General features: G+C 35.3%; 26 protein-coding genes. 13 read left to right on the top strand and 13 right to left on the bottom strand.

What is annotated here, in order from left to right; genetic code table 11:
* Positions 1-193: 193 nt before the first annotated feature.
* Positions 194-772 (bottom strand): M23 family metallopeptidase, encoded by a 579-nt coding sequence (locus CY0110_RS19380; RefSeq protein ID WP_008277229.1) that lies wholly within the window; start codon positions 770-772, stop codon positions 194-196.
* A 367-nt stretch (positions 773-1139) separates the two neighbouring features.
* On the opposite strand from CY0110_RS19380, the gene CY0110_RS19375 reads away from it, so the two are divergent.
* Positions 1140-1790 (top strand): Crp/Fnr family transcriptional regulator, encoded by a 651-nt coding sequence (locus tag CY0110_RS19375; RefSeq protein WP_008277228.1) that lies wholly within the window; start codon positions 1140-1142, stop codon positions 1788-1790.
* 38 nt (positions 1791-1828) lie between these two features.
* On the opposite strand, the gene CY0110_RS31015 is transcribed toward CY0110_RS19375, so the two are convergent.
* From CY0110_RS31015 to ligA, 3 genes are all read right to left on the bottom strand, one after another.
* Positions 1829-3340 carry a GAF domain-containing sensor histidine kinase gene (locus CY0110_RS31015; RefSeq protein ID WP_008277227.1) on the bottom strand — a complete coding sequence of 504 codons (1512 nt, stop codon included), beginning with the start codon at positions 3338-3340 and terminating at the stop codon, positions 1829-1831.
* Positions 3341-3488: 148 nt separating this feature from the next.
* Positions 3489-7241, bottom strand: a complete 3753-nt coding sequence (locus tag CY0110_RS19370) for an ATP-binding protein (RefSeq protein WP_008277226.1) — start codon at positions 7239-7241, stop codon at positions 3489-3491.
* Between the two features lie 66 nt (positions 7242-7307).
* Positions 7308-9341 (bottom strand): NAD-dependent DNA ligase LigA, encoded by a 2034-nt coding sequence (gene ligA / locus CY0110_RS19365; protein WP_008277225.1) that lies wholly within the window; start codon positions 9339-9341, stop codon positions 7308-7310.
* A gap of 198 nt (positions 9342-9539) precedes the next feature.
* Here ligA and CY0110_RS19360 point away from each other — a divergent pair, with 198 nt between their 5' ends.
* The 4 genes from CY0110_RS19360 (at position 9540) to metK (ending at position 13905) form a co-directional block, all read left to right on the top strand.
* Entirely contained in the window at positions 9540-10640 is a 1101-nt protein-coding gene (locus tag CY0110_RS19360; protein ID WP_008277224.1) for a mechanosensitive ion channel family protein, read from the top strand.
* A 12-nt stretch (positions 10641-10652) separates the two neighbouring features.
* Positions 10653-11777 (top strand): mechanosensitive ion channel family protein, encoded by a 1125-nt coding sequence (locus CY0110_RS19355; RefSeq protein ID WP_008277223.1) that lies wholly within the window; start codon positions 10653-10655, stop codon positions 11775-11777.
* A gap of 25 nt (positions 11778-11802) precedes the next feature.
* Complete coding sequence (locus CY0110_RS19350; RefSeq protein WP_008277222.1) at positions 11803-12546, top strand: HAD family hydrolase; 744 nt, start codon at positions 11803-11805, stop codon at positions 12544-12546.
* A 108-nt stretch (positions 12547-12654) separates the two neighbouring features.
* A complete protein-coding gene (metK, locus tag CY0110_RS19345) occupies positions 12655-13905 on the top strand; it encodes a methionine adenosyltransferase (RefSeq protein ID WP_008277221.1) in 1251 nt (416 codons plus the stop codon).
* Positions 13906-13955: 50 nt separating this feature from the next.
* On the opposite strand, the gene CY0110_RS19340 is transcribed toward metK, so the two are convergent.
* The 3 genes from CY0110_RS19340 to CY0110_RS19330 are packed head-to-tail and all read right to left on the bottom strand — an operon-like array spanning position 13956 to position 14748.
* A complete protein-coding gene (locus CY0110_RS19340) occupies positions 13956-14237 on the bottom strand; it encodes an S-adenosylmethionine synthetase (protein ID WP_035800060.1) in 282 nt (93 codons plus the stop codon).
* Complete coding sequence (locus CY0110_RS19335) at positions 14200-14475, bottom strand: BrnT family toxin (protein ID WP_008277219.1); 276 nt, start codon at positions 14473-14475, stop codon at positions 14200-14202. Before CY0110_RS19335 ends, CY0110_RS19340 begins: the two co-directional genes overlap by 38 nt.
* 54 nt (positions 14476-14529) lie before the next feature.
* Entirely contained in the window at positions 14530-14748 is a 219-nt protein-coding gene (locus CY0110_RS19330; RefSeq protein WP_008277218.1) for a hypothetical protein, read from the bottom strand.
* Positions 14749-14885: 137 nt separating this feature from the next.
* Here CY0110_RS19330 and CY0110_RS19325 point away from each other — a divergent pair, with 137 nt between their 5' ends.
* Positions 14886-16103, top strand: coding sequence for an RNA-guided endonuclease InsQ/TnpB family protein (locus CY0110_RS19325; RefSeq protein ID WP_232285754.1), 1218 nt, complete (start codon positions 14886-14888; stop codon positions 16101-16103).
* Positions 16104-16152: 49 nt separating this feature from the next.
* Here the strand turns inward: CY0110_RS19325 and CY0110_RS19320 are convergent, their stop codons facing one another.
* Positions 16153-16476 carry a hypothetical protein gene (locus CY0110_RS19320; protein ID WP_008277216.1) on the bottom strand — a complete coding sequence of 108 codons (324 nt, stop codon included), beginning with the start codon at positions 16474-16476 and terminating at the stop codon, positions 16153-16155.
* A 94-nt stretch (positions 16477-16570) separates the two neighbouring features.
* Here CY0110_RS19320 and CY0110_RS19315 point away from each other — a divergent pair, with 94 nt between their 5' ends.
* On the top strand, positions 16571-17317 hold the full coding sequence (locus CY0110_RS19315; RefSeq protein ID WP_035800057.1) for a DUF5677 domain-containing protein: 747 nt from the start codon (positions 16571-16573) through the stop codon (positions 17315-17317).
* A gap of 74 nt (positions 17318-17391) precedes the next feature.
* On the opposite strand, the gene CY0110_RS19310 is transcribed toward CY0110_RS19315, so the two are convergent.
* Positions 17392-18807 carry an IctB family putative bicarbonate transporter gene (locus CY0110_RS19310; protein ID WP_008277214.1) on the bottom strand — a complete coding sequence of 472 codons (1416 nt, stop codon included), beginning with the start codon at positions 18805-18807 and terminating at the stop codon, positions 17392-17394.
* A gap of 190 nt (positions 18808-18997) precedes the next feature.
* Between CY0110_RS19310 and lpxA the strand changes: the two genes are divergently transcribed.
* Together lpxA and lpxB are read left to right on the top strand one after the other, a co-directional pair.
* Positions 18998-19828 (top strand): acyl-ACP--UDP-N-acetylglucosamine O-acyltransferase, encoded by an 831-nt coding sequence (gene lpxA, locus CY0110_RS19305; protein ID WP_008277213.1) that lies wholly within the window; start codon positions 18998-19000, stop codon positions 19826-19828.
* 39 nt (positions 19829-19867) lie between these two features.
* Complete coding sequence (gene lpxB / locus CY0110_RS19300; RefSeq protein ID WP_008277212.1) at positions 19868-21025, top strand: lipid-A-disaccharide synthase; 1158 nt, start codon at positions 19868-19870, stop codon at positions 21023-21025.
* A 95-nt stretch (positions 21026-21120) separates the two neighbouring features.
* Here the strand turns inward: lpxB and CY0110_RS19295 are convergent, their stop codons facing one another.
* The 3 genes from CY0110_RS19295 to CY0110_RS31440 form a co-directional block, all read right to left on the bottom strand.
* Positions 21121-21534: an acyl-CoA thioesterase gene (locus CY0110_RS19295; protein WP_008277211.1), complete on the bottom strand. Its 414-nt coding sequence runs from the start codon at positions 21532-21534 to the stop codon at positions 21121-21123.
* A gap of 118 nt (positions 21535-21652) precedes the next feature.
* Positions 21653-21892, bottom strand: coding sequence for a DUF6887 family protein (locus CY0110_RS19290; protein ID WP_050780022.1), 240 nt, complete (start codon positions 21890-21892; stop codon positions 21653-21655).
* Entirely contained in the window at positions 21877-22005 is a 129-nt protein-coding gene (locus CY0110_RS31440; RefSeq protein ID WP_008277209.1) for a DUF6888 family protein, read from the bottom strand. The genes CY0110_RS19290 and CY0110_RS31440 overlap by 16 nt, the downstream gene beginning before the upstream one ends.
* Positions 22006-22367: 362 nt before the next feature.
* Between CY0110_RS31440 and CY0110_RS30475 the strand changes: the two genes are divergently transcribed.
* The 4 genes from CY0110_RS30475 (at position 22368) to CY0110_RS19270 (ending at position 25712) form a co-directional block, all read left to right on the top strand.
* On the top strand, positions 22368-22697 hold the full coding sequence (locus CY0110_RS30475) for a protein kinase family protein (RefSeq protein WP_008277208.1): 330 nt from the start codon (positions 22368-22370) through the stop codon (positions 22695-22697).
* Between the two features lie 15 nt (positions 22698-22712).
* On the top strand, positions 22713-23201 hold the full coding sequence (locus CY0110_RS30470; RefSeq protein ID WP_008277207.1) for an aminoglycoside phosphotransferase/kinase family protein: 489 nt from the start codon (positions 22713-22715) through the stop codon (positions 23199-23201).
* Between the two features lie 592 nt (positions 23202-23793).
* Positions 23794-25323: a photosystem II chlorophyll-binding protein CP47 gene (gene psbB, locus CY0110_RS19275; RefSeq protein WP_008277206.1), complete on the top strand. Its 1530-nt coding sequence runs from the start codon at positions 23794-23796 to the stop codon at positions 25321-25323.
* Positions 25324-25514: 191 nt separating this feature from the next.
* Positions 25515-25712 carry a hypothetical protein gene (locus tag CY0110_RS19270; protein ID WP_008277205.1) on the top strand — a complete coding sequence of 66 codons (198 nt, stop codon included), beginning with the start codon at positions 25515-25517 and terminating at the stop codon, positions 25710-25712.
* 29 nt (positions 25713-25741) lie between these two features.
* Here the strand turns inward: CY0110_RS19270 and pdxH are convergent, their stop codons facing one another.
* Positions 25742-26380, bottom strand: a complete 639-nt coding sequence (pdxH, locus tag CY0110_RS19265) for a pyridoxamine 5'-phosphate oxidase (protein WP_008277204.1) — start codon at positions 26378-26380, stop codon at positions 25742-25744.
* Positions 26381-26428 lie beyond the last annotated feature (48 nt).

Here is a 26428-nt window from a genome sequence, read left to right as displayed (position 1 = left end):
ATGAAAGAAAGCATTTTATTTTTTTAAAACAAAACAAGCTAGAAAGATTTTAAACTCAATTAAACAATTATTAATTGATAATGCTTATAGCGTTTCTCGAACTCATGAGGTAAAGCTAAAATTTAACTTTTCTACTCCTAACTTCTAAAACTAGAAAACGTTGTACCTCACAAGTATGGGGATTGCTATATTTTTAGCGCCCTACGATCTCAGCTTGAGCAGGAGTTAAAGATGGTCTTTGACCAGGTAAAAAAGCGATAGGATTAACTGCTTTTCTACCGTTAGGACGAATTTCAAAATGTAAATGGGGTCCGGTACTAAATCCAGTGCTGCCCATTTCAGCAATTTGTTGGCCTCTTTCGACGGTTTGTCCTGAAGTCACTAAAAGCCGTTGATTGTGGCCATAAACACTGACATTACCATCGGGATGACGAATGCTGACTTGATAACCCAAACCTTTATTACTCCAACCGGCAAAGACGACAACTCCAGAGGCAGCAGCGACGATAGGAGTACCGATGGCCGCAGCAATGTCAACCCCTGTATGTAGTTTATTGAAACGTTTTCCAAAGCCAGAGGTTAGGTTTCCTTGAGCCGGCCAAATGTAACCTTTAGCCGATTCAGGGGTTTGAGGTAAATAGTTATCTGAAGGAAGGGGGCGTAACTTTGAGCCAGCTTCACTATCTCCAGAAGCAGCGACTAGGCTATGAAAGGTTAAAGAAAAGCAGATGCTTACAACAGCGATGATTAATCGATTTGATGAAAATTTCATAAATTAATGAATGGTTTAGCTATATATACAGATTAACGAGGAAATCAAGGGTTAAACTCTGCCCCTTGAGGGAGTATTAACTCCACACTCCTCACACCTCACTCTTCACAAACTCCTCACATCTCACACACTCCTCACATCTCATACACTCCTCACACCTCACTCCTAGCTCCTAACTTGTGACAACTTTGGTCACTTCGTAAAGAAAGTTAAAGAGTTGTAAGCTACTGTAGCAGAAAATTGACTTTTGTAAAATTTAATTTCTTGCCTTGAATGTTTTAATCTGATGATTACCCAATGTTTACCTTCATCTTTTACACTGTCTCGTAAAGTATTGTCGTTTAACGATGGGAAGACTAAAATCAAGATGCTGTTAGCCTATAACCCAACTCAACCTCTGTCCCTTGAAGATACAGAGGGGGGACGACTGCACTTTTATGAACGAGGAGAGACGATTCCTTTAGTAACAGAACGGGTGTGGCAAGTTTATCGAGGTGTTGCTCAACTAAGTCAGTTATCTCCCCAAGGAGAAGAAATTTTACTAGGATGGGCGCAACCTGGGACATTTTTTGGTTCTTGGTTAACTTGTGTCGATTCTTATCAAGTGAAGGGGTTATCGGATATTTATTTGAAATGGCATCCCCTAGAAGAGTTAACTAACTCCGCTCAATTAAGTCAAATGGCTTTTACTCAATTAGCCCGTCGAATGCGTCAAACAGAGGCATTATTAGCTATTTCAGGATTGAAACGAGTTGAGGATCGTCTTCAACAATTACTGAGTTTACTGAAGCAGGAACTAGGGGAAACCACCGAGACAGGAACCCGTATCAAAGTGCGTTTAACTCATCAAAATTTAGCCGGGGCGATCGGGACAACGAGAGTGACGGTAACTCGCTTATTAGGAGAATTTCAACGTCAAGGATGGCTTAGTTTTGATAGCGATCGCCACATTATTATTACGTCTGATAAGTCTGATAAGTTTGATGGGGATATTAAATCTGATCTAGTTTTGAATTAATTTTGCGATATACAATTTATTTCTAGACTATTTAAGGGTTAGTTATTATTGCTTGTTGTTTTGCTAATAATATTTACTATTGGTAAGATAATTTTTAATTCGGTGTATTCATTTTCTTTACTGTCTATGAAAATTTGTCCTTGATGTCCTTGTACAATAATATCATGGCTAATAGATAATCCTAAACCTGTTCCTTGTCCAGTCGGTTTAGTCGTAAAAAAAGGGTTAAAAACTTTATCGATTACAGTGTGAGGAATGCCTTTACCGTTATCATGAATGACAATTTCTATCTCTTCATTTTTATTAGCGGTGGTTACAGTTAGCGTTGGTGTAAAGTTTTCTGGATAAGATTTACTTTTTTCATTAACAGCATAACAAGCGTTATTAATAGCATTAAGAAAAACTCTACTAATGTCTTGGGGAACTATATTAGTTTCAGGAATATTACTATCATAATTAGTCTCAATTTTTATTTTAAAGGAAGGGTCTTGGACTCGCATTCCGTGATACGCTAAATTAACAGACTCAGCTAATAAATTATTAATATTAGTTCGTTTTCGTTGTCCTGGTTTGCCTTTTGAGTGCATTAACATACCATGAACAATTTTATCAGCCCGTTGTCCATGTTCGTGAATTTTTTGGGAGTTTTGTTTAATATCTTTTAAGATTTCTTCTATATATTCGATAGTTTCCTGATCTAATTTATCTTTTTGGTTATCTACTTCTTCATATAATTCGTCTGTTAATTCGATACAAATTTCTGCAAAATTATTAACAAAATTAAGAGGGTTTTTGATTTCGTGAGCAATTCCAGCCGTTAAGGCCCCAAGAGAAGCTAATTTTTCTTGAGCAATAATTTGATTTTGTGTTGCTTTTAATTTAGCCAATGTTACATTTAATTGCTGATTTTTATCTTGTAATTCTTGGGTTCTTAACTGTACTTTTTTCTCTAAGGTTTTACTATAGTCTTCTAGTTGTTCGTAGAGGCGAGAGTTTTCAATAGAAACCGCAGCAGAACTTGATAATATTTTGACAATTTCTACTCTTTGTGGGGTAAAAGCATCGGTAGTTAAATTGTTCTCTAAATAAATAATTCCGTTGAGTTTTCCTTGATTAATAATAGGCGTACAGAGAATTGATTTGGGTTTATTTTTGACAATATAAGTAGTTTGAGTAAATTTGCCTTCTTGAGAAGCATCATTTAAAACAATACTTTCTTGGGTATGAGCGACATAATTAATAATAGGAATTGACAGTTTGATATTGTGAGAGATTTGATCAGAATGATTAATAGGAATTGATTGTAATATGGTGAGATTTTCATCCTCAATATTTCCTTCTGCTTCAATTAACCAATTACTATTATTTTCTAATAATAAAAATCCTCTTTGTGCGCCAGCATTTTCTATAATAGTTCTCATCAATTTTTCTAACAAGTTTTTTAAGATAATTTCCCCAGAAATAACTTGAGAGGCTTTTAAAATACTGTTAAAATCTAACTCTTCAGTTAATCTTTTTTCAGTTATTTTTGTGGTTAGTTTATTGGGCAAAAAACTGTCTTTTGATACCAACTGAGGGTAGGTTTCTTCGATATCTTTTACTTTTGCGATCGCTCCCCAAACTTTATAATAGTAATGGGCATTGTGTAAATAGTAATAAGCTAAGTGGGTGTGTTCTTTTTTAAATAAAATTTAGCAGCTAATTCATAAGCAATCGCTTGTTCATGAATATAATTGCTTTTTCAAAGGAAGCAATTGCTTGGTCATAATATTCTCTGGCATTTTGATCTTCACCTAATACGCGATATAATTCAGCTTCAATTAAATAAAATTTTCCTAAATAGTGACTCGGATTATGGGTCGATAAAAGTTTTATAGTTATTTGATGATGGGTTACTTTTTCGATAATCTTTTGTTGTTCCTCATCAGATTTTTGCTCATAAATGGCTAAATGAGTTAAACAATAGTAAAAAAGAAATTTTGGAGATCCTGCGGTTAGCATTTCTCCTATATATTTTTCTCCTTCTAGAGCATATTCTAATGCTTTTTCTAAATTTCCTAATAGATAGCAGAGAGTAGTTTTATGAGTGTAAATATGAAATAACGCTAGATTATAATTAACTTTTTTATACAATGGAAGCATTTGATCTTCATTAAATGCTTCACCAACCAAACGACAAGGAAATTCACATTCATTTTGTAAGTTAAGTACAAGTTGATAATTCATTGCTAAAAAATACAGACTATTCTTACTTTGCATTTTTTTAGCAGCTTCAATATATTTATTTAACTCATCTTTAAGTTCGTTTAATTCTTTTCCTGCAGCAAATAAATAATTACAATAGAGTTGAGCATTCCACATTGCATACTCAATATTACCTGTTTCTAATCCCTTTTCATATCCCAAACGTAAAGGATTAATCAGTTTTCTTAAAGGTTCTTTCCAATGTCTGATAGATAAGATAACAATAAAAGAAGTTTGTGCTTCTACTCGTTTTGCTTGAAGTTTTGATAATAAAGATAAAGCAAGTTTTCCAAATTCGTAACCGGCATCAAAATCTTCACTAATTTGACATAAAAGTTCACCATAAAAAGCATAAGCAACACAAGCTTCGGGAGAGTTACCATACCTTAAACATAGCTTAATTTGTTGAGTAACAATTAAGGTAAATAATCGAGAATTAGCCAAAAATGCTGCCATACTCGTTGTGATTAAAATCCTTAAAGAAGCTATAGCCTTACTATCAGTTATAAGAGGTAAATCAACTAACTCTTGAATAATTATTGTTTGTAATAAGCTATTCGTTTCTTGCAAGGATTTTTCTACATCTATAATTGTAGGATTTTCGGGTATTATTATTCCTAATAAAGCTAAAGTAGATAAAGATAAATCAATGGCTTCTAATAACTTATTTTGAGAAGTGTATGCTTTTATTTTGATTTCATAAGCTTTTATTTTATCGAGTAAAAATGGAGTATTTTCAATAATAGTTATAATTAAACCTTCCATTATCTCAAACTTGCCAGTTAAATAGGCAGTTTCTGCTGCTTCTAAGTAAACTTCTAAAGAAAATTTATATTGAGTTGTCCAGATTTTATCTAGTTCTAAAAGATTAATGGCAAATTGTAAATAATTTAAAGCAACTTCATAAGCTGCTGATGCTTTTGCTTTTTTTCCAGCAATTAAATTTAATCTAGCAAGTTGTTCATATTCTAAAGGATTATCAATCAGTTTATAACCAATATTAATTTGATTGACAATATCAAAGATTTTTTCTTCTTGTTTCGATTTTGGTATGTTATTTAATAGTATGTTTCCTATGGTTAAATGTATTTTTTCTTGCCTTTCTTTAGATAGTAAGGAATAAGCTGCCTGTTGTACTCGATCATGAGAAAACTTATAACTAATTTTTAATGAGGTAGGAATTTCGTTATCGTTTTTATAATTGTTAATTAATTTATATTGATTATTTAGGGGTAAAATAAATCCTTTTTCTAAAGCTTGTAATAAATTATTTGCTGTTTTGATTTGTGAGTTATTACTAACTATTCCCAAAGTAAATAAATCAAATTTACTTCCAACGCAAGCTGCTATTTTTAATATTTCTTGTATTTCTACTGGCGTATTTCTAATATTATTGGCCATTAAATCAACAACATTATCAGTAATTTCTAAGGCTTGAATTTCCTTTTTATTATAGTCCCATTGTCTTGTTATATAGTCGAATAGTAAAATTCTATTTTGGTAAAGAGAATTCAAGAATTCTTTAACAAAAAAAGGATTGCCATTAGTTTTTTCCGCAACTAATTCAGCCAGTTTCTTACAACTGATATCTTCTAGCTTAATAGTATCTTTAATTAATACTTCAATTTCAGAAATTTTTAAGTTATTAAGTAAAACTTCTTCAGTAATAACCCCTTGATTATGAATATCATTTAAGGTTAGTTTTAAGGGATGAGCTAAATCAACTTCATTATTTCTATAAGCACCAATAATTAATAAAGATTGATCATCTAATGTGGTAATTAAAGACTGTATCAATTGTAGCGAAGCTGTATCAGACCATTGTAAATCATCTAGAAATATAACTAAAGGATGCTGTTGTTTAGTAAAGACTTTTATAAAATTTTGAAACACTAAATTAAAACGATTTTGTGCTTCTTTGGGTTCTAATGGGATAACGGTTGGCTGATCTCCGATAATTTGTTCAATTTCGGGGATAACATCAATAATAACTTGTCCATTAACCCCCAAAGCGATTAGTAATTTTTCACGCCATCGCCTAATATTTTGATCTGATTCTGTTAGTAATTGACTAACTAATTCTTGACAAGCTTCGATAATAGCTGCATAAGGAATATTTCGTTGAAACTGTTCAAATTTTCCAGCAATAAAATATCCATTTTTTTTACTAACAGATGGATAAATTTCACGAATTAAAACTGATTTACCAATACCAGCATATCCAGACACTAATATCATAGCATTGTGTCCTTTCGTTACTGTTTCAAAAGTATTTGTTAAGGTTTGTATTTCTTTTTTTCTACCATAAAGTTTTTGAGGAATTTGAAATTTATCCGAAATATCATCTCGTCCTAATGAGAATAATTGAATCTGATTTTTCTCTTTGAATTGATTTAAACATTTCTGTAAATCGGCTTTAATTCCTGTGGCACTTTGATATCTTGCTTCAGGAGTTTTCGCCAGTAATTTCATAACAATATTAGAAATAATTACAGGAATATCAATATTAATTTCATAAGGAGAAATTGGTTGTTTAGCAATATGAAAATGGATTAATTCTAGGGGATCTTCCGTTATAAAAGGAATCTGTTTCGTCAACATTTCATAGAAAGTTACGCCCAAAGAATAAAAGTCCGTATGATAATCAATTTTACGGTTCATTCTCCCTGTTTGTTCAGGGGATATATAAGCTAGTGTTCCCTCAATTAAGTGAGGATTAAATTCCTGAGTAGATTCTAACGCTAGTTGAGTAGAAATACCAAAATCTATTAACTTTATTTCTTGAGTTTTAGGATGAATAATAATATTACTTGGATTAATATCTTTGTGAATAATATTATAGTGATGGACAACTTCTAATCCTTCAACAATTTTTATAGCAATTTTCAAAAAACATTCTAAATCTAAGCTATTGTCTTTTAATAAAGAGTTTAAAGCTATTCCACCAAAATCTTCTAAAATAATCACTAAGGTGTTTTGATATTTATCAATACCATAAGTTTTAATTATTCTTGATGAATTTAGCTGACTTAGTATTTTATATTCTTGTTTAAATTGTGATAAGGTTAAAGGATCTGGATAACTATCTTGAAGAATTTTTAAAATAACAGGTTTGTTATCCGTTTCTCTAACACCACGATAAATTAAAGAATGAGGACTTTCATAAAGTTTTTCTTTAATACTACAATCATTAATAATAATATTCATAATTCAGTTATTATAAACTTTTTTAAAACAATTTATCTAATTCAAAACCAACTAAACTAATAACCATTATTCAGTTTGGAGAAAGGCTAATAAATCTGCTTCGCTTAATTGAGTGATCCCTAGTTCTTGTGCTTTAATTAATTTCGATCCTGCATTTTCTCCCAGTAACAAGTAATCTGTTTTTTTACTAATAGAACCTGTTACTTTGCCCCCTGCTTTTTCGATTAATGTTTTAGCTTCAGTACGGTTTAAGGTAGGTAAAGTTCCAGTAATGACGAAAGTTTTGCCAGATAAGGGAGTTAGGGAAGATTCAACAGTGTTTTTTTCGGAGGAAGTTATCTCTAATTGTAACCCAACTTTTTTTAATTGTTGGATTAAATCATAATTTTTTTGAATACTAAACCAATCAATGATTGATTGTGCAATTTCTCCTCCTACACCATAAACAGAACATAAAGATGTAAAAGAAGCCTGGGATAATTGATCAATACTCAGAAAATTTTCTGTTAATAAATTAGCGGTGACACTACCCACATAACGAATGCCTAAACCGTATAAAACCCGTGAGAAAGGTTGCTGTTTACTCCCTTCTATAGCCTTAATTAAGTTATCTGCTGATTTACTGCCCATGCGTTCTAAATTGGCAATTTTTTCAGGGGTTAAATAATATAAATCAGCAATGGAATTGACCAACTCATTATCAATGAGTAAAACCACAATTCTTTCCCCTAAACCCCGAATATCTAGGGCATCCCGTGAAGACCAATGAACCAAACTACCCTTTAAAATTGCGTTACAGGATAAATTCATACAACGAAGAACCGCTTCTTCTGGGGGACGAATTAGGAGGGAATTACATTCAGGACAGCGATCAGGCATTTCATAGGGTTGGGTGTCTGGGGGACGTAATTCTTTGAGAACACGAACCACCTCAGGAATAATTTCCCCTGCTTTGCGAATAATCACCGTATCTCCCACACGGATGTCAAGTTGAGAGATGCGATCGCTGTTGTGAAGGGTGGCTTTTTGTACCGTTGTTCCGGCTAAATGAACCGGTTTCATAACGGCCATGGGAGTTACTGCCCCAGTTCGTCCCACATTAACTATGATATCTTTAACGATAGTAGGGGCTTCTTCGGCGGGATATTTTAAGGCGATCGCCCAACGGGGGAATTTTTGGGTAAACCCTAAAGCCTTTTGCAGAGAATAATCATTAATTTTGACTACCACCCCATCAGTCATATAAGGTAAGTCTTTTCTGGCGGTTTCCCACTGCTTAAAATAGTCGGCGACTTCATCGAGAGACTGGCATAATTTGCGATGAGGATTAACTAAAAAACCACTGTTTTGTAAATAGTTTAAAGACTGCCATTGACTACTAATTTCTGTCTCTTCAAGATGCAAAGTATAAGCAAAAAATTGTAAGCGTCTTTGGTCAACAATTTTTGGATCTAACTGTCGCAAGGTTCCGGCTGCTGCGTTACGAGGATTAGCAAACAAAGCTTCTCCCTTTTCTTCTCTTTCTTGATTAATGCGATCAAATTCATCTAGGGGTAAAAACGCCTCACCTCTAACTTCAATCATAGGGGGAGGGTTATCTAAGTTTAATTTTAAAGGAATGGAACGAATAGTGCGAATATTTTGCGTAATATCTTCTCCTGTGGTTCCATCTCCTCTTGTTACTCCTCGAATTAATAAGCCGTTTTCATAGGTTAACGCTAAGGCAGATCCATCAATTTTTAGTTCACATACATATTCAATTGTGTCTAAATCCTCTTTTTCACTATATCGTTGCCACCGATTTTTCCACGCTTTTAACTCATCTAAATTAAAGGCATTTTCTAAACTATAAAGGGGTATATTATGAGTAACTGAAACAAATTGAGAGGCAGGTTTATCCCCTACTCTTTGAGTAGGACTATCTGGGGTGATTAACTGAGGATGTTCTTTTTCTAAATTATCTAATTCTCGATATAACTGATCATAAACAGCGTCTTCCATAATGGGATCATCAAGAACATAGTAAGCATAATTCGCTTTTTGCAGTTGTTGACGAAGTTGTGTCACTCGTTGTTCAACTCCTAAGTTTTCGACTTTCATCGTTTCTTCTCCTAGTAGTGTATCTATCTTTTATTGAAGCATAAATTATTATCTGCAAACGATTTCTTATCGTTGAGATTTTCCTGTCATGGGTTATCAATTCTTTACAATCTGTTAAGATATGTTATGATAACAGTGTTTTAATTTTTTGACATTAGTTAAATAGTTAATAGTTTGAAGTGATATAAGAATAAGAAAATGACCGATAGTATTTCATTTAGTATCGATATAGATAGCATTATTATTTTTGCTATTGTTACCCTCATCTTAATAATCGCCGGCATTGGCTTATTTTTGTTACCTAGAATTTTAGGAAACATTATTACTAATGTTTTTTCTGGTGAATTCAAAGTTATTTATGATAAGATTATTCCCCCTTATCAAAACTGGTTAGCATTAATAGGGTTATTAACCATTACGGATCTTAGTTTCTCGATATTTTCTTTACCCAGTTGGCTAAAATTTCTAGAAATACCTTTAAGTTTTGTCATTGTTTTTACTGTTATCTGGGTAGGGTTACAAATTTGTCAAACCTTTTTTGATGATCATTTATTACAACTAGCGATCGCTAATAGTAGTAAGCTTAATAGTGAATTTATTATTATTGCTAAATATCTCACTAAGGCTGCTATTATTCTCATTGTTTTGTTCATCTTTGCAGAAACCCATGATATTAATGTTTTTGGATTACTAGCTAGTTTAGGGATTGGAGGATTAGCAGTAGCTTTCGCAGCCCAAAAAAGCTTAGAGCAACTATTAGGGGGAATTGTCCTTTATTTAGATAAACCCTTCATTGCTGATGATTATATAGGCTTACCTGATGGCACTTTTGGTAGGGTCGAATCAGTGGGTTTAAGGTCAACAAAAATCAGAACATCAGGGAAAGGAACCCTAATGATCGTACCTAATAGTTCCTTAACTCAGATGAATATTGAGAATTACACGGGTGCTAAAAAAGTAGTTTCTCTGATTTATTTAACCTTTTACCGCTTAATTCCTAAAGACGAAGAAGCCCTAATTCGCCAAGTTATTCTAGATAGTACCAGTGATATTTTTGGCATTGATTCTCGCAGTACTGATGTTATCTTTAAAGAAATCCCTGTCGAAAATGGAAACTCTATAGTTACTCAAGCACAAATTAACTTTTTTATCTTGGGATCAGGACAAGTTTCTATGGAGTTACGCCGTCAATTTTTAGAGATTGCTAATCAACAAATTACCTATCAATTGAAAGAATATGGCATTGGTTTTGACATAGAAGATAAAACTATTAACGTTGATTCACCCATTACTGTTTAATAATCATTGATCATGACAGTTGTTATTGAATATTTCACCAATTTATTTCAATTTGATGAAGCAGCCCAAAAGGGTATAATTACCTTTGGCTTACAATTACTCATCTTTTTTGTTTTTGTCCTGTTATCCCTGTTAATTGGACGCTATACCCCCTTGTTAGCTAGATTAATTATTCAACGATTTTTTCCTAAACAAGTTGCTAGTATTTATGAAAATTTAATTACTCCCATTGAACACTTATTTCGTATTACAGGAACTTTAATTTTAGTTTCTATCTCTCTTAATTTTCTAGTTAACTACACAGGTATTTATCGATTTCTAAACTTTTTCATCGATCTAGCTGTCATTAGTAGTTGTGCTTGGCTTTGTTCTCGACTTTTTCGCCAATTTGTACGCTTTTATGGCATCGATTTAGTGAGAAAACTAGGGCGACAGGTTGATGAATTATTGTTAGTATTTGAAACCATTGCCAATGTTCTTATTGGTTTTATCGCTGTCTTAGCTTTTGCTCAAAGTCAACAAGTTAATTTAGTTGGACTATTAGCCAGTTTAGGAATTGGGGGTTTAGCTATTGCTTTTGCAGCCCAAAAAACCTTAGAACAGCTATTAGGAACCTGCGTATTATATCTTGATCGCCCGTTTATTCCTGGAGAATATATACGGCTTCCGAGTGGCTTATTTGGTCGGGTTGAGTCAATCGGTTTACGGTCAACAAAAATTCGGACAGCAGCCAAAAGTACCTTGATGATTGTCCCTAATTCTATTATGGCTAACCTAGAAATTGAGAACGTAACCCGTGGTAAAAAAGTGATGGTGTTACTCTATTTAGACTTTCTTAAACAGTTGGAAGACTCAGAACAAGCTTTAGTCGAACAAGTCGTAAAGGAAAGTACCGACGCTTTATTTGGTATCGATCCAGGTAGCACTAAAATTTCCTTATTTCCCAAAGAAGGAAGTGATGGAATTCGCGCAAGAGTTACCTTTTTTATCCTAGGTTCGAGTGAAAATTCCATTGAATTAAGAAAACGTTTATTAGAATTAGCCAATGAAACTATTACCAATAAACTCAGTAATTATGGTATTGAATTTACTGTTCAAGAACCGACAATTTATGTAGAATCTCCTGTTACTATTTAACTGGTGTGATTTAGGAGTACATATCTTGGTAACTATTCGCTGTGAGAACCTTGAGTTTAAAGATATTGAAGCCATCATTTTTGATAAAGATGGTACCTTAGAAGATTCTAATAACTTTTTGAGAGAACTCAGTATTCGTCGCGCCCGTTTATTAGATGCCGAAATACCCGGTATTGGGGAACCTTTATTAATGGCCTTTGGTCTTCAAGATGGTCAACTCGATCCTACCGGTTTAATGGCTGTAGGAAGTCCTCAAGAAAACTTAATTGCTGCTGCTGCTTATATTGCCGAAACTGGGCGAAGTTGGTTTGAATCGTTAGAAATTGCCAAAAATGCCTTTAGGGAGGTTGATAAATATCTCAAAAAAGATCGCACCACTTCCCCATTATTTACTGGAAGTTTAGAAGTGTTAAAAACCTTATCTGAGACTGGATTAAAATTAGGAATTCTTTCGGCTTCCCCTACCAAAGACGTAGAACATTTTGTCCAAGAACACAAACTCTTTAAATATATTCAATTAATGATGGGAGGCGATCAAGGATTAAGTAAACCTGATCCCAAACTATTCATTAGAGCCTGTGAAATGATTAAAACATCTCCCAACAAAACCCTTATGGTAGGAGACTCCCAAGGGGATATTACTATGGCCAAACAAGCAGGAGTCGCAGGAACTATCGGTATTTGTTGGGCTAATCAGATAGTCTCTCATTTAGATGAAGCTGATATCATCATTAATCAAATCGAAGCAATTCAACTCTCAAAACCATAAGATTCTTAAACAACAATCCTCACATTTCCTAATTCGGATTTTAGGGTGTATGATCAGAGGTTAACAAAAGCTTTAATCCGTATCATTACTTAGAGAGGGTAAAAAACATTGTCTCGCCGTTATCTATTTACATCTGAATCTGTAACTGAAGGTCATCCCGATAAAGTTTGTGACCAAATCTCTGACACTATTATTGATACCCTCCTCTACCACGATGATCAAAGTCGGGTAGCGGCCGAAGTAGTTGTCAACACAGGCTTAGTCTTGATTACTGGGGAAGTTACCTCCAAAGCAAATGTTAATTTTGTGGAGCTTGCCCGCAAAAAAATTGCAGAAATTGGCTACACTGATGCTGATAATGGTTTTTCTGCCAATAGTTGCTCAGTTTTAGTTGCTTTAGATGAACAATCACCTGATATTGCTCAAGGGGTTACCCAAGCGCAGGAACAACGTCAAGCTCTTAGTGACGACGAGTTAGACCAAATTGGTGCCGGTGATCAAGGGATTATGTTTGGTTATGCTTGTAATGAAACTCCTGAATTCATGCCCTTGCCCATTAGTTTAGCCCATCGTTTTTCCCGTCGTTTGGCCGCGGTTCGTAAAACGGGTGATTTAAGCTATTTACGACCCGATGGTAAAACCCAAGTCTCCATCGTTTATGAAGATGGTATTCCCGTGGATATCGATACCATTCTCATTTCTACACAACACGATGAAACCATTGGATCGATTACCGATAATGATGCAGTTCAAGCCAAAATTAAGTCTGATCTCTGGGACGCAGTAGTATTACCCGTTTTAGGGGATATGAAAATGAAACCGTCTCAAGAAACTCGTTTTTTAGTTAATCCTACGGGTAAATTCGTCATCGGTGGCCCTCAAGGGGATGCAGGTTTAACCGGTCGTAAGATTATTGTTGATACCTATGGCGGTTATTCTCGTCATGGGGGTGGAGCATTCTCAGGAAAAGATCCCACAAAAGTCGATCGCTCTGCTGCTTATGCTTGTCGCTATGTTGCTAAAAATATTGTCGCTGCTGGTTTAGCTGAAAAGTGTGAAGTTCAACTCAGTTATGCCATTGGGGTTGCTCGTCCCGTTAGTATTTTAGTCGAAACCTTTGGCACCGGTAAAGTAGAGGAAACTAAGTTACTCGATGCTGTTAAGGAACTCTTTGAATTACGGCCTGCCGGTATTATTCAGTCTCTCAACCTGCGTCAACTTCCTTCACAAAGAGGAGGTCGTTTTTATCAAGATGTGGCTGCTTATGGACATTTTGGACGCAATGATCTCGATCTTCCCTGGGAAGCAACCGATAAAGCAGCCTTACTCAAAGATTCTTTATTAAAAGTCCAGGTTTAACCTTAACTCGGTTACAATATTGAGGGGAAAGGGTATAACTCTTTTCCCTTTCATTTTATTGAAGATGAAGTATGATAAATTAATCGCATTAACAAACGTAATCCTTCATTAACGGCTGCTGAATCAGGAAAAAGATTAGCCACATCAGGATCAATTTGAACAGTAACAGATTTATCATCAATATTTGATTTTATACCAGGTCTGATAGTAGTAGATTTTAACATTTCTGGGGTAATTTCTGGACAGTCTGAAAAATCAATATTTTCGTCTTCCATAGCGTCTAATCTTGTCCAATCAGTTAGTGATTTGTTCAAAGTAGGTTCGTTGTTCATATTGAGTTCCTTTTCTAATTGAGATAATTCTTAGACTGCTTTTACGTTCAGTATAAACGACAACTACTACTCGTCCTTTTAACAAACCTAATGCCAACCATCTTTGTTCATTATAATTAAAGCGATTATCTTCAATAATAACTGTATCGTTCTCAAAAATGCTCTTTACATCCAAAAAGTCAATGTCATGCTTACGGATGTTTATTAGTCTTTTGTCTTCGTCCCATTCAAACTTCATTTTATTGATATATTTTCAAAGCGATCGCTTTTTAAATGATATTTAAAAGTTTTTCTAGGGATTAAATACATCATCTTCAATACCTACCCACCATTCACCTAATTTCATTAATTCTTGGTGCAATTCAGACATTTGGGCGATATATTGATCAGATGAGAGATTATGACGATTTTCTTGTAATTTTTTGAGTCTTAATTGTATCAATAACCAAGGTTGTGATATTTTATCAGTCTCTTCAATATATCGGGCTAATTCTTCACCTTGATGTCGCAAGGAGGCTCGCTCTGTACTGAAAGTCAGAGTTCCTCGCTACGCTGCGGCGCAGTTGCACGAGAGGAATTGCGACCAATATATTAACACGAAGTACGATTTTTATGATAGTATGTCATTATGGTGAGTTTTTAAAGTCAGTGAAACAGTTCTTAACGCTAGTTGTAAAACTTCAACCTACATCAAAGCAAACCCAATTGTTAGGTGATACTGCTCAGGCGTTTGCTGATGCTTGCAACTATATTAATAAGACTGTTAAACATAATTTGACCAATAGAAACTCAATACAAGCTGTATGTTATCAAGACGTTAAAGAACAGTTTGGACTAACAGCTAATCATGTTGTTAGAGCTTGTGCTAGGGTCGCAGCTAATCGCTTAACAGCTAAACAAAAAGGTAGAAAAGTTAAACACTTTAAACCCACCAGTTTTGACTGTGATGCCCGTACTTTTAGGTTTGTTGAAACTGGTTATTTAGCTAGTATTAGCACGACTGGAAAACGAGCTAAAATTCCTATGAGAGTAAGTAATTACCATATAGGAAAACTGTCAGGTCAAAACCCCACATCCGCACAAGTTTGTCAACATAAAGATGGTGATTGGTATGTGCATATTCAGCTAAAATCTGATGCTCCTAAACCTATCAAATCAGATAACGTTATTGGGGTAGATTTTGGTAGAAGAGACATAGCAGTTACTAGCACTAATAAATCATGGTCAGGAAAAGAGATTCTCCGAAAACGAGATAAATTTAATCGTGTCAGAGCTTCTTTGCAGAAAAAAGCGGATGCGACCCCGCGCCGTCGTACGGCGCAAGGGAACGCGCACCAAGCAGCAACCCAAGGCACAAGGTCAACACGGCGTAGATGTCGTCAGATTTTGAAACGGCTATCGGGTAAAGAAAGAAGATATCAGGCGTGGTTAAATCATAATATTAGTAAAGCTATCATTGACGAAGCTAAACAAAGTCAATCCTTTGTATCTATTGAAGATTTAACAGGTATTCGGGAACGAACTAACCAAAAACCTAGAAATAAAACCGAACGAAGACGGTCTAATTCTTGGGCTTTTTATCAGTTAAGAACTTTCCTCGAATATAAAGGAATTAAAGAAGGGATTGAAGTAATAGCAATTAACCCAAGATATACGTCTCAAACCTGTCATTGCTGTCTGCATATTGGACTTAGAAACAATAAGTCTTTTAAATGTAGTAATAAAGCTTGTGGGTGGATTGGAGATGCTGATCTTAATGGGTCGTTGATGATAGCTTTAGTGGGGCAGAGTGTAAGGCTGCCTGGAGGTTCGAGTCTGTTGGCTTGTTCAATAGATTCAGGGCTACAGAAAGCCCGCGCTGTATGAAATCAGCGTCGGGAACCTTACTATTCATAATTTAGTTAAAATCAGACTATTAGTAATCAATAGAACCATCAGGTCTTTTGTAAAAATGATAGGATGGTTTGATACCTAATAGTGTCGGTAAACCATCAGCATCAATACAAACTGCTATAGTTCCATTTTTCTCTACATGATAAGCATCGATAAAGCAACTTATTTGTTGATCTTCATATAGGTTAATAATAACGGTTTTTGCAGGAGACGACAAAATCTCCCTGTAGGATTTTTGTTCATACTCTTTACCAATTTTTTCAGCTTCTTGCCATAAAATTTGATAATTTTCTTGAAGTTTCTGTCTTTGTTCTTTTATAAACGGGAATAACTCAACCGGTTTCATGAAATTGTTTCTTAAATAAGGAGTCAGGAGAGAAAGAATTGATTATAATATATAAATACTACTCTAGTATAGAATAGTTGATAAATAGTCTAAAATGTCAAACCAAAGCTATCATTCTCATTCAAGCAAGTTTAGAAAAACAGTTGCAAAATGCAAAAAAGTATCTCAAAAGTTTGCTAATATTCCGTCAGTTACTCCTCAACGCTTTTACGGTTCTGTTTTATTTACAAGATTGTGTGTCATAGCAATTAGTATGGAAAGATTATTACCTACTAAAATAACTGATCATTGGGATTATGCCTCAGTTGCTTCATTAACAAGAAATATATTGGAATGTTATTTGATTTTTTTCTATTTTTGTATAGATTCTGTCTCTTATACCGAATGGGAATGTCGCTATAACATTTTTAATTTACATGATTGTACAAGAAGAAAAAAGCTTTTTGAGTCCGAAATATTGGGTGATTGTGATCAAGATATTCAAGGTTTTAATAAACAAATATCAGAACTAAAAGACAGATTAATAAATAATGAATATTTCAATAATAATTTATCGGATAAACAGAAAAAAGATTATTTAAAAGGGAACAAACATCTTTTATTATCTCAAGACGAAGTTATAGAAAAAATGGGATTAAGTTTAGATAATTTCCGTTTTTCATATATTTTCTTATCAAATCAAATACATACTTTACCTATGAATTTTTATAGAATGGGAGAACAAATAAGAGGTACTGGTGTTCATAGTGACGTTGAAGAAGATTACACTCAGATGTGTGTAGATATTACAATAAAATATCTTGAAAAAGCGATTAATGATATGGAAAATCTATTTGGCTGATATTTATAAAAAATGAACTAATTTAGTATAAGCTAAGAGACGTTATGTTAACGCCTCCTACCTCAAAAAAAGTGTTACTTATTAACCACAAACATTGATTCTGCATCAATATTATTTCTAGTATTTTCTTTTTGTTTGGGTTGATATTGACTGGCAATTAAAGCGACTAGAAACCACCATAAGGTATTAACTTGGGGACGATACCAAACTGTATCAAATAACCCTTGGGCCATTAAACCAGCCATAGCAGCGATCGCAGCAATTAACCACATACCATAAGGATTATTGTTATCCCTTAATCGTTGAATTTGTCGTACTCCTTGATTAACAGTAACCACAATTAACCAAATAAAAATACTTAAGCCAATTAAACCTGTTTCTACGGCGGTTTCTAAGAGTACAGAATAAGCACTTAAAGCACTGTATTTAGGACTCATATAAAGGGGATAAATTTTATTAAAAGCACTGTTTCCCGGACCAATCCCAATTAATGGGCGATCGCGGATCATGTCTAATACCGCCATCCACACATTCATACGAAAATTGTTACTACTATCTTCTCTTCCCATAAAGATAGTCATCACCCTCATTCTCAAAGAGTCAACAGAGACAATAGCAGCCAACAGTAAACCCCCTAAAACAGTAAAGACTAACGGTAATAACCACTTACGCCAAAACGGGGATAAATTGTTCTTAAACCAAACAAAAAATAATAATAAAAAGGTTGCCATTAAAGCCAACATTGCAATCCAACCGCCACGACTTCCCGTAAAATAAAGACAAGCCGTATTTACTAAAGTAATAGTAGTTGCTAACAATTTAGGTAATAAACCTTGCCAAACAAAAAAAGCAGCGACACCAAAAGCGATAGAGGGTAATAAATAAGCAGATAATAAATTAGGATTACCCAAATAACTATAAACCCTCGTTGCACCAGCTAATTCTGAAGTCGGATCATTCCAAGTGGCTAATTGTTCTACTCCAAAAATTTGTTGTCTAACGCCATAACAACCTACCACTAAACCAATACCTAAAACCACTGTAATTAAGTAATTGGTTAAGCGAGGCGATCGCAAAATTCTGGCACAAAAAGCAAAAAAGGCTAAGTATAAAGTTAACTTGATAAACCCCGAAAAAGCAGCAGCTTTAACAGGAGATAACGCCACCGCCACCGCAGAAACTCCCCAATAAACAGATATCAATAAATGAATAGGACTAAACCCAGGTTTTTCCCTATCAGATAAGGTTAAAATCCCCCAATAACCGGTAATAGCAATTAACCAAACTCCAATTAAACCAGTGGTAATAAAAGGGCCAAAAATAAAGACAAGACTGATTAATAATGCCCCTATCGCCTCACTCCACTGTAATAAAAAGCTAGACTCGCGCCAAGCAGAAAATAAACCCACCAGACGGTAAACATAACTAGCATTCAGCCAAGTTTTCGGTGAAAAGTAAGAGAGGGTAACGAGATCCCAAGTTGAATTCATGAATCCTTACCAAAAAAGATTAGTTATTAGTTATTACGGATCAAGCTTAATTTTGTCAACTGATATTTAAACCACTGACCTTTAAGCAGAACCCAAAATAACGATTGTACGTCATCATATATTATTGTCCTTAATTCTCCTTTCCCTGTTCCCTTAAAAACCTTTATTGTGTACCCTATAACTAAATTCCATGCTGACCTATCCAAAGGGAGATAACCCGTTGACTACGCTAATTCATCCTACTGCTGTCATTCATCCGAAGGCACAAATACATCCCACTGTAGAAGTAGGCCCTTATGCGGTCATTGGTGATCAGGTGAAAATAGGCGCACAAACCACCATTGGCCCCCATGTGGTTATCGAAGGACCCACAGAAATTGGCGAAAATAACCGTATTTTTCCTAGTGCAGTTATTGGCTTAGATCCCCAAGACCTAAAATATAAAGGGGCCCCTAGTCGGGTCAAAATCGGAAATGGTAACACTATTCGGGAATTTGTCACCGTTAATAAAGCAACTCATGCTGATGAAGTTACAGAAATTGGTAGTAATAATCTTTTAATGGCTTATGTTCATGTTGCTCATAACTGTGTTATCGAAGACCATGTAATCATTGCTAACGCCGTCGCTTTGGCGGGCCATGTTCATATTGAGTCTAGGGCAGTTATCGGGGGTGTTTTAGGGGTTCATCAGTTTGTGAGAATTGGCCGTAATGCCATGTTAGGGGGAATGAGTCGGATAGATCGTGATGCCCCTCCCTTTATGATGATCGAAGGAAACCCATCTAGAGTGCGATCGCTCAATTTAGTGGGGTTAAGACGGGCTGGACTCACCACCGAAGATGTAGGCTATCTAAAAAAAGCCTTTCGTCTCTTGTATCGGTCTGATCTAACTTTGCAACAGGCCTTAGAACAGTTAGAAAACTTAGATAATAATGAATTTGCCCGATATTTACGTCATTTTCTTCAACTCTCAACCACAGGAGAAAAACGACGGGGGCCGATCCCAGGAAATAATAGTTAAATAATCATCGATTGATCATTATGGGTTAAAGAGGAAACTATGCAAATTTTTATCAGTACCGGGGAAGTTTCAGGGGACTTACAAGGATCGATGTTGGTTAAAGCCCTTTATCGGCAAGCAGAACAACAAAATATTCCTTTAGAAATTTTGGCTTTAGGGGGCGATCTTATGGAAGCAGCCGGAGCGAAGTTATTAGGAAATACGGCTAGTATTGGGTCTATTGGTATTGTTGAAGCCTTACCTTTTATTATCCCCACCTGGTTAATGCAGCGTCGGGTTAAAGCTTATTTACGGGATAATCCCCCAGATGTGTTAATTTTATTGGATTATATGGGACCCAATGTGGCTTTTGGTAAGTACGCCCGCAAACATCTACCTCATGTCCCTATTATTTATTATATTGCTCCTCAGTCTTGGGTCTGGGCCCCTAATAATAAAACTATTGAACAATTTGCCGAAATTACTGATATTTTACTCGCTATTTTTCCTGAAGAAGCACGATTTTTTGAGAAAAAAGGGGTCAACGTTAAATGGGTGGGTCATCCTTTATTAGATAGAATGGCTAAAGCCCCCACTAGAGAAGAGACTCGCCAAGCTTTAGGAATAAAAGAAGAACAGCGTGTGATTGCTTTGTTTCCTGCATCTCGTTATCAAGAATTAAAGTATCATTTACCGTTAATTTGTAAGGCAGCCCAAAAGTTACAAGAAAAGGTTCCTGATGTCCATTTTCTCTTACCTATTTCTTTAAAAGAATATCGTCACACCATCGAAGAAATGGTGAAACAATATGATTTATCGATTACTTTATTTGATGGACGGGCCATAGAAGTAATGGCTGCTGCTGACTTTGCCATTGCTAAATCAGGAACGGTTAATTTAGAATTAGCTTTATTAGATATTCCTCAATTAGTTCTCTGTTTAGTTAATCCTTTAACCATGTGGATCGCTAGGAATGTCCTTAAGTTTTCGATTCCTTTTATGTCTCCTCCTAATTTAGTCGTAATGGAAGAAATTGTTCCCGAATTATTACAAGAAGAAGCAACTATTGATCGCATTGTAGAAGAATCTTTAGAGTTATTATTAAACCCCGAACGCCGTCAAAAAACTTTCGCTGACTATGAACAAATGAGAACCCTTTTAGGAGAAGTGGGAGTCTGCGATCGTGTGGCTAATGAGATTTTGCATTATAAAAAGTAATTACAGCAGTTTGGGACTGTTTAAGGTTCAAAAAATATTACTTTAAGCAACAGAAAATCAGCTTAGAATGTTATGTCAATCAGTTACAAATTGCTTTATTTATTCTCTCGACTAGATTGTAGCCATCTAATAATAGATGATGGCAAAGGAGAACGTTTACGAATTTTAGGGTTAATGGAAACGTGCTTAGTTATTGCTTTAGCTATCAATTTATCTAAATTATTTTCATAAAATATTTGATAATTGATCTCGAATTCTGTCTCATTTGATTGTATAGGTGTTAGATTAATTTGTATGTGATCGCCACAAAATAAAGGTTGATAAAAATCAATGTCAGCATGAATAATAGGAATAGCAATATTTGAACTTTTGAAAAAAGTTTTTAGATCAATTCCTGCTACTTGTAAAGCATTTTCATAAGCTTCGTGACAAATAGATAATAACGCAGCAAAATAAACAACGCCGGCTGCATCCGTATCAGAAAAATGTATGGTTCTACAATAAGTCATTGATTTTGAGTGGATGGGTTTATATTAAATATTTGAAAAAGTTACTAATCTATTATGAATAAGTGTTGTTCAAACCAACCTACAGGCGCACCGCAAAGCGGATCTCTTTGAGATCGCACTATTTATTATTATTTTCTTGTTCAATTTTGTCTTCAATTGCTTTTTTCATAATATTAATATTTTTCTCAATGGGAATTCCTTCTTCGGTACAAACTGGAGGATACTTCTTAATGTCTATATCATCCTGAACTTGAAAAAGCAGACGAATTGCTTCAATATCTTCTCTATGTCCAAGAACATAAGCTCTTAATTCTGCTTTATTCATTGCTTCATAATTAGGTTTCATATGAAATACCATTCTCCATCAGGTGGAATTACAATTTGAATATTATCACCAGCTAAAATAAAAACGTTGCCGATCTTTTCATCAAAACGAAATAAATAAATCTCTTGATATCCATTTGATAACATTTGACAAATTCTTAAGCTGGCTTGAGCTTGTTTATTAGTGGGTTGAATTAGTTGTTCCTCAATTATGACATTAAAAATATATCATGTTACAAGCGATCGCTTTTAATCCCGATCCCACTCATCTAATTGTAAGTTAGGTTAAACCATAGTGACGCCCAACCAATTAAAGATGTTCGTGTTAGGTTCCGCTATTTGAAAAAATTAATAATAGATTATGAATAAATGCAGATCAACCCAACCTATGAGGCTGTATCAGAAAAATGAATTGTTTTATGATAAGTCATGAATTAATTTTTATCAAATAGATTTATAATAAAAAGAAAACGTTTATGAATAAAAAAGTTGAAATAGATGTTTAAATAATGGAAAAAAGCAACAGTTACGAACATATAGCTAAAACTGCTCTCAAACAATATTCTATTATTCCAGAAAAACTTCAGTTTTTAAGTCATAGCGACAATGTAACTTTCTGTATAAAAACATCATCAAAAAATTTTTTGCTTCGTATTCACCAATCAATTTCAGGAGCGGATGACAATATCTGGAAAAAACCAAAGATTATTGAATCAGAACTTATGTGGCTTGCCGCTTTACATAGTGAAAATAATTTTACCGTACAAAAACCTATAAAAAACAAATCAGGTCAATGGGTTACACAAGTATTGGTAGAAGGGACGAAAAACATTTTTTGATCATTGCTAGGCTGGATGGATGGTGCAATTTCTGATACCCAAAGAACACCGCAACAAGCATATCAACTTGGCTTATTGATGGCTCAATTACATCAGCATAGCAGTCGATGGAAATTACCATCAAATTTTGAACGTCCTCTATATGATGCCAATCATTTTTATGCATCCCTTTCAAAACTTAATTCAAATGAACAAATTAGACCGATAGATTTTGCCCTATGTGGCTTTGGATATTATTTGTACGATGTTGCTTCAGCACTCCAATACTTAACTTCATCAATTAGATTTTCTTTCCTTGAAGGGTATAATACTATTCGTCAATTACCTGAGAATTATATAGAAATAGTAGAAGCGTTTTTTATTCTAGCAGTAATAGATGTTTTCTCTAATCATGTAAGCAATCCAAAAGAACATGAATGGTTAGCAGAAAGTGTGTCATACGTTTGCGAGAATCACGTTTCTAGATTTCTTAGAGACGAGCCATTCTTGTTCAATCTATATTAAATTTTAAAAATTTAGGCTTGCTAATTTACAGACAAATAGAACATATAGGTCATGCAATCCTTATTGCAGGAAACTAAAAAACTTGCAATCGATACTAACAATAGTGGCACTTTTGCGATGTAGTTAGTTACGTGATCGAAAACTCAATGACTCCCTTTAATTCTTGCTTCATACTAACCATCAGTTTTTAATCTTTTGATTACTTCACGAACTTTCATAAAGAGTGATTGACTGTTATTTTTTATAATATATGAATCGCTTGATATCCATTCGATAATAATAATCTAGAACCAAACTGTAAAAATCCTGCTTTTATCATAATTTTCATTCTTCTGCTCTGAGTTAGGACAAAAAACTAGAACATATAGACTATGCAATCCTTACTACAGGAGACTAAAAAACTTGCAATCGAGACTAACAATAGTTACACTTCTTTAAATAAATTTCATTTTCTTGGCATAATGTAGGTTAGCTGACTTTTGGGTTATGAGAGTTGTTCGACAGCGATCGCCCGACATAAGTCACATAACCTTAATATCCATAAGAAAAAAACGTCGAAGTAGACATATTCTCAACAGGAGGAGCGTAGTCAATGGGACTACCTTGGTATCGAGTTCACACAGTTGTTCTGAATGACCCAGGACGCTTAATTTCCGTCCATTTGATGCACACTGCCCTAGTAGCCGGTTGGGCAGGTTCTATGGCTCTTTATGAGTTAGCTATTTTTGATCCGAGTGATCCCGTTCTTAACCCCATGTGGCGACAAGGGATGTTTGTTCTTCCCTTCATGGCCCGTTTAGGGGTAACCGGATCTTGGGGTGGCTGGAGTGTCACCGGAGAAACTGGCGTTAACCCTGGTTTCTGGTCTTTTGAGGGTGTGGCTGCTGCTCACATCGTCTTATCTGGTCTATTATTCCTAGCTGCAGTTTGGCACTGGGTATTCTGGGACTTAGAGCTATTCGTAGATGCTCGTACAGGGGAACCCGCCCTGGATCTTCCCAAAATGTTTGGGATTCACTTATTTTTATCTGGACTCCTTTGCTTCGGTTTTGGAGCCTTTCATTTAACTGGACTTTGGGGTCCAGGAATGTGGGTATCAGACCCTTACGGTTTGACGGGCCACGTCCAACCGGTGGCACCGGAATGGGGGCCATCTGGCTTTAACCCGTTTAACCCTGGGGGTGTGGTTGCTCACCACATTGCAGCCGGTATTGTGGGCATTATTGCTGGTTTATTCCACTTAACGGTCAGACCGCCAGAACGCCTCTACAAAGCTCTAAGAATGGGTAATATCGAAACCGTATTATCCAGTAGTATCGCTGCTGTATTCTTTGCTGCTTTCGTGGTTGCCGGAACCATGTGGTACGGTAACGCGACAACTCCTATCGAACTCTTTGGACCGACCCGTTATCAATGGGATAACGGTTATTTCCAACAAGAAATCGAACGTCGGGTTGAATCCAATATCGCTGCTGGTGACAGTTTATCGGAAGCTTGGTCAAAAATTCCCGAAAAACTGGCTTTTTATGATTATGTCGGTAATAGCCCTGCTAAAGGTGGTTTATTCCGTACCGGTGCTATGGATAGCGGTGACGGTATCGCTCAAGAATGGTTAGGACACCCTGTATTCAAAGACAGCGATGGTCGTGTCTTAACGGTTCGTCGGATGCCTAACTTCTTTGAAACCTTCCCCATTGTCTTAACCGATGCCGATGGTGTTGTTCGCGCGGACATTCCTTTCCGTCGGGCTGAGTCTAAACTCAGTATTGAGCAAAGTGGTGTAACTGCTACTTTCTACGGTGGTGCATTAGATGGTCAAACCTTCAGCAATGCTGCTGATGTGAAGCAGTTTGCTCGTAAGGCACAGTTAGGGGAACCCTTTAACTTTGATCGTGAAACCCTCGGTTCTGACGGGGTATTCCGCACCAGTCCCAGAGGTTGGTTTACCTTCGGACACGCAGTCTTTGCTCTATTGTTCTTCTTCGGTCACATCTGGCATGGTTCTCGTACTCTGTACCGTGACGTATTTGCTGGAATTGATCCCGATCTTGAAGAACAAGTGGAATGGGGTCTGTTTGCTAAGGTGGGTGACGTAACAACCCGTACCAACGCTGAAGGCTAATCATGGTTTCTGAGTAAACCTTTATAACTTAATTTCAAAGAGTCAAGGACAGATGATCCTTGGCTCTCTTTTTTGGCCTTCTATTAAAGTTTCGACAAATTTATGTAATCTTTTAATAAAGTATGCTATAAATTTGAGTATATTTAAGTAAAAATTTCTGATGTTATTCAGGGCAATGCCCTGGTAAAGTTATGCAGTTAGGTCAAATTTTGCTTCAGAAACAATGGATTTCTTCTGAGCAACTCGATGAAGTGATTCAACTCCAAACCTCTCAAAAAAACCGTATCGGAGAATTATTACTCCAAAAAGGTTTAATTGTCAATCATCAATTAGAAGCAGCCCTGAAAGAGCAATATTGGCGGAAAAATGGCTTTTGGGTTATTGATTAATTTTTAGCTTAGGACTATAAGAACGAATTTTAAGGGGCTAAACGGTGAATCTCCCAAGATTCTTCATCGGTTAAAGTATAAGAAAAGCGATCGTGTAAACGGTTTGGTCTTCCTTGCCAAAATTCTAATCGTGCCGGTTTGACTCGATATCCTCCCCAAAAAGAGGGTAACGGAATTTCTCCATGTTGAAATTTATATTTTAATTCTTCAAACTTCATTTCTAATAGTTTTCGTGAAGAAATAACCGAACTTTGTGCCGAACACCAAGCCCCTAATTGACTTCCTCTGGGACGACTGGTGAAATAACTAAAGGATTCTGCTGTGGATACTTTCGTAGCAGTTCCTTGAATTTTTACTTGACGTTCTAAAGGAAGCCATAAAAATAACAAAGCCACGTAAGGATTTTTCTCAATTTCTTGTGCTTTTCTACTTTCATAATTCGTAAAAAAAACAAATCCTTTCTCATCAAAATATTTTAAAAGAACGGTTCTAATGGAGGGTTCTCCTTTGGCTGAAGCAGTGGCTAAACTCATAGCATTTGGTTCGGATAATTCCGCTTCTGTTGCTTGTTGAAACCACTTTTCAAACTGTTTAAAAGGATTCGTTTCTAAATCATCTCTAGTCAAACCATTGCGAGTATATTCTTCTCTTAATGCAGTTAGATCCATTATTAGTTTAAAACGCTTCAGTACAAATTTTTAACTATTACAGTTTAA

The sequence above is a fragment of the Crocosphaera chwakensis CCY0110 genome (genome assembly GCF_000169335.1).
Classification (GTDB): Bacteria; Cyanobacteriota; Cyanobacteriia; order Cyanobacteriales; family Microcystaceae; genus Crocosphaera; species Crocosphaera chwakensis.
This window is presented reverse-complemented; position numbering and strand designations above follow the sequence as displayed.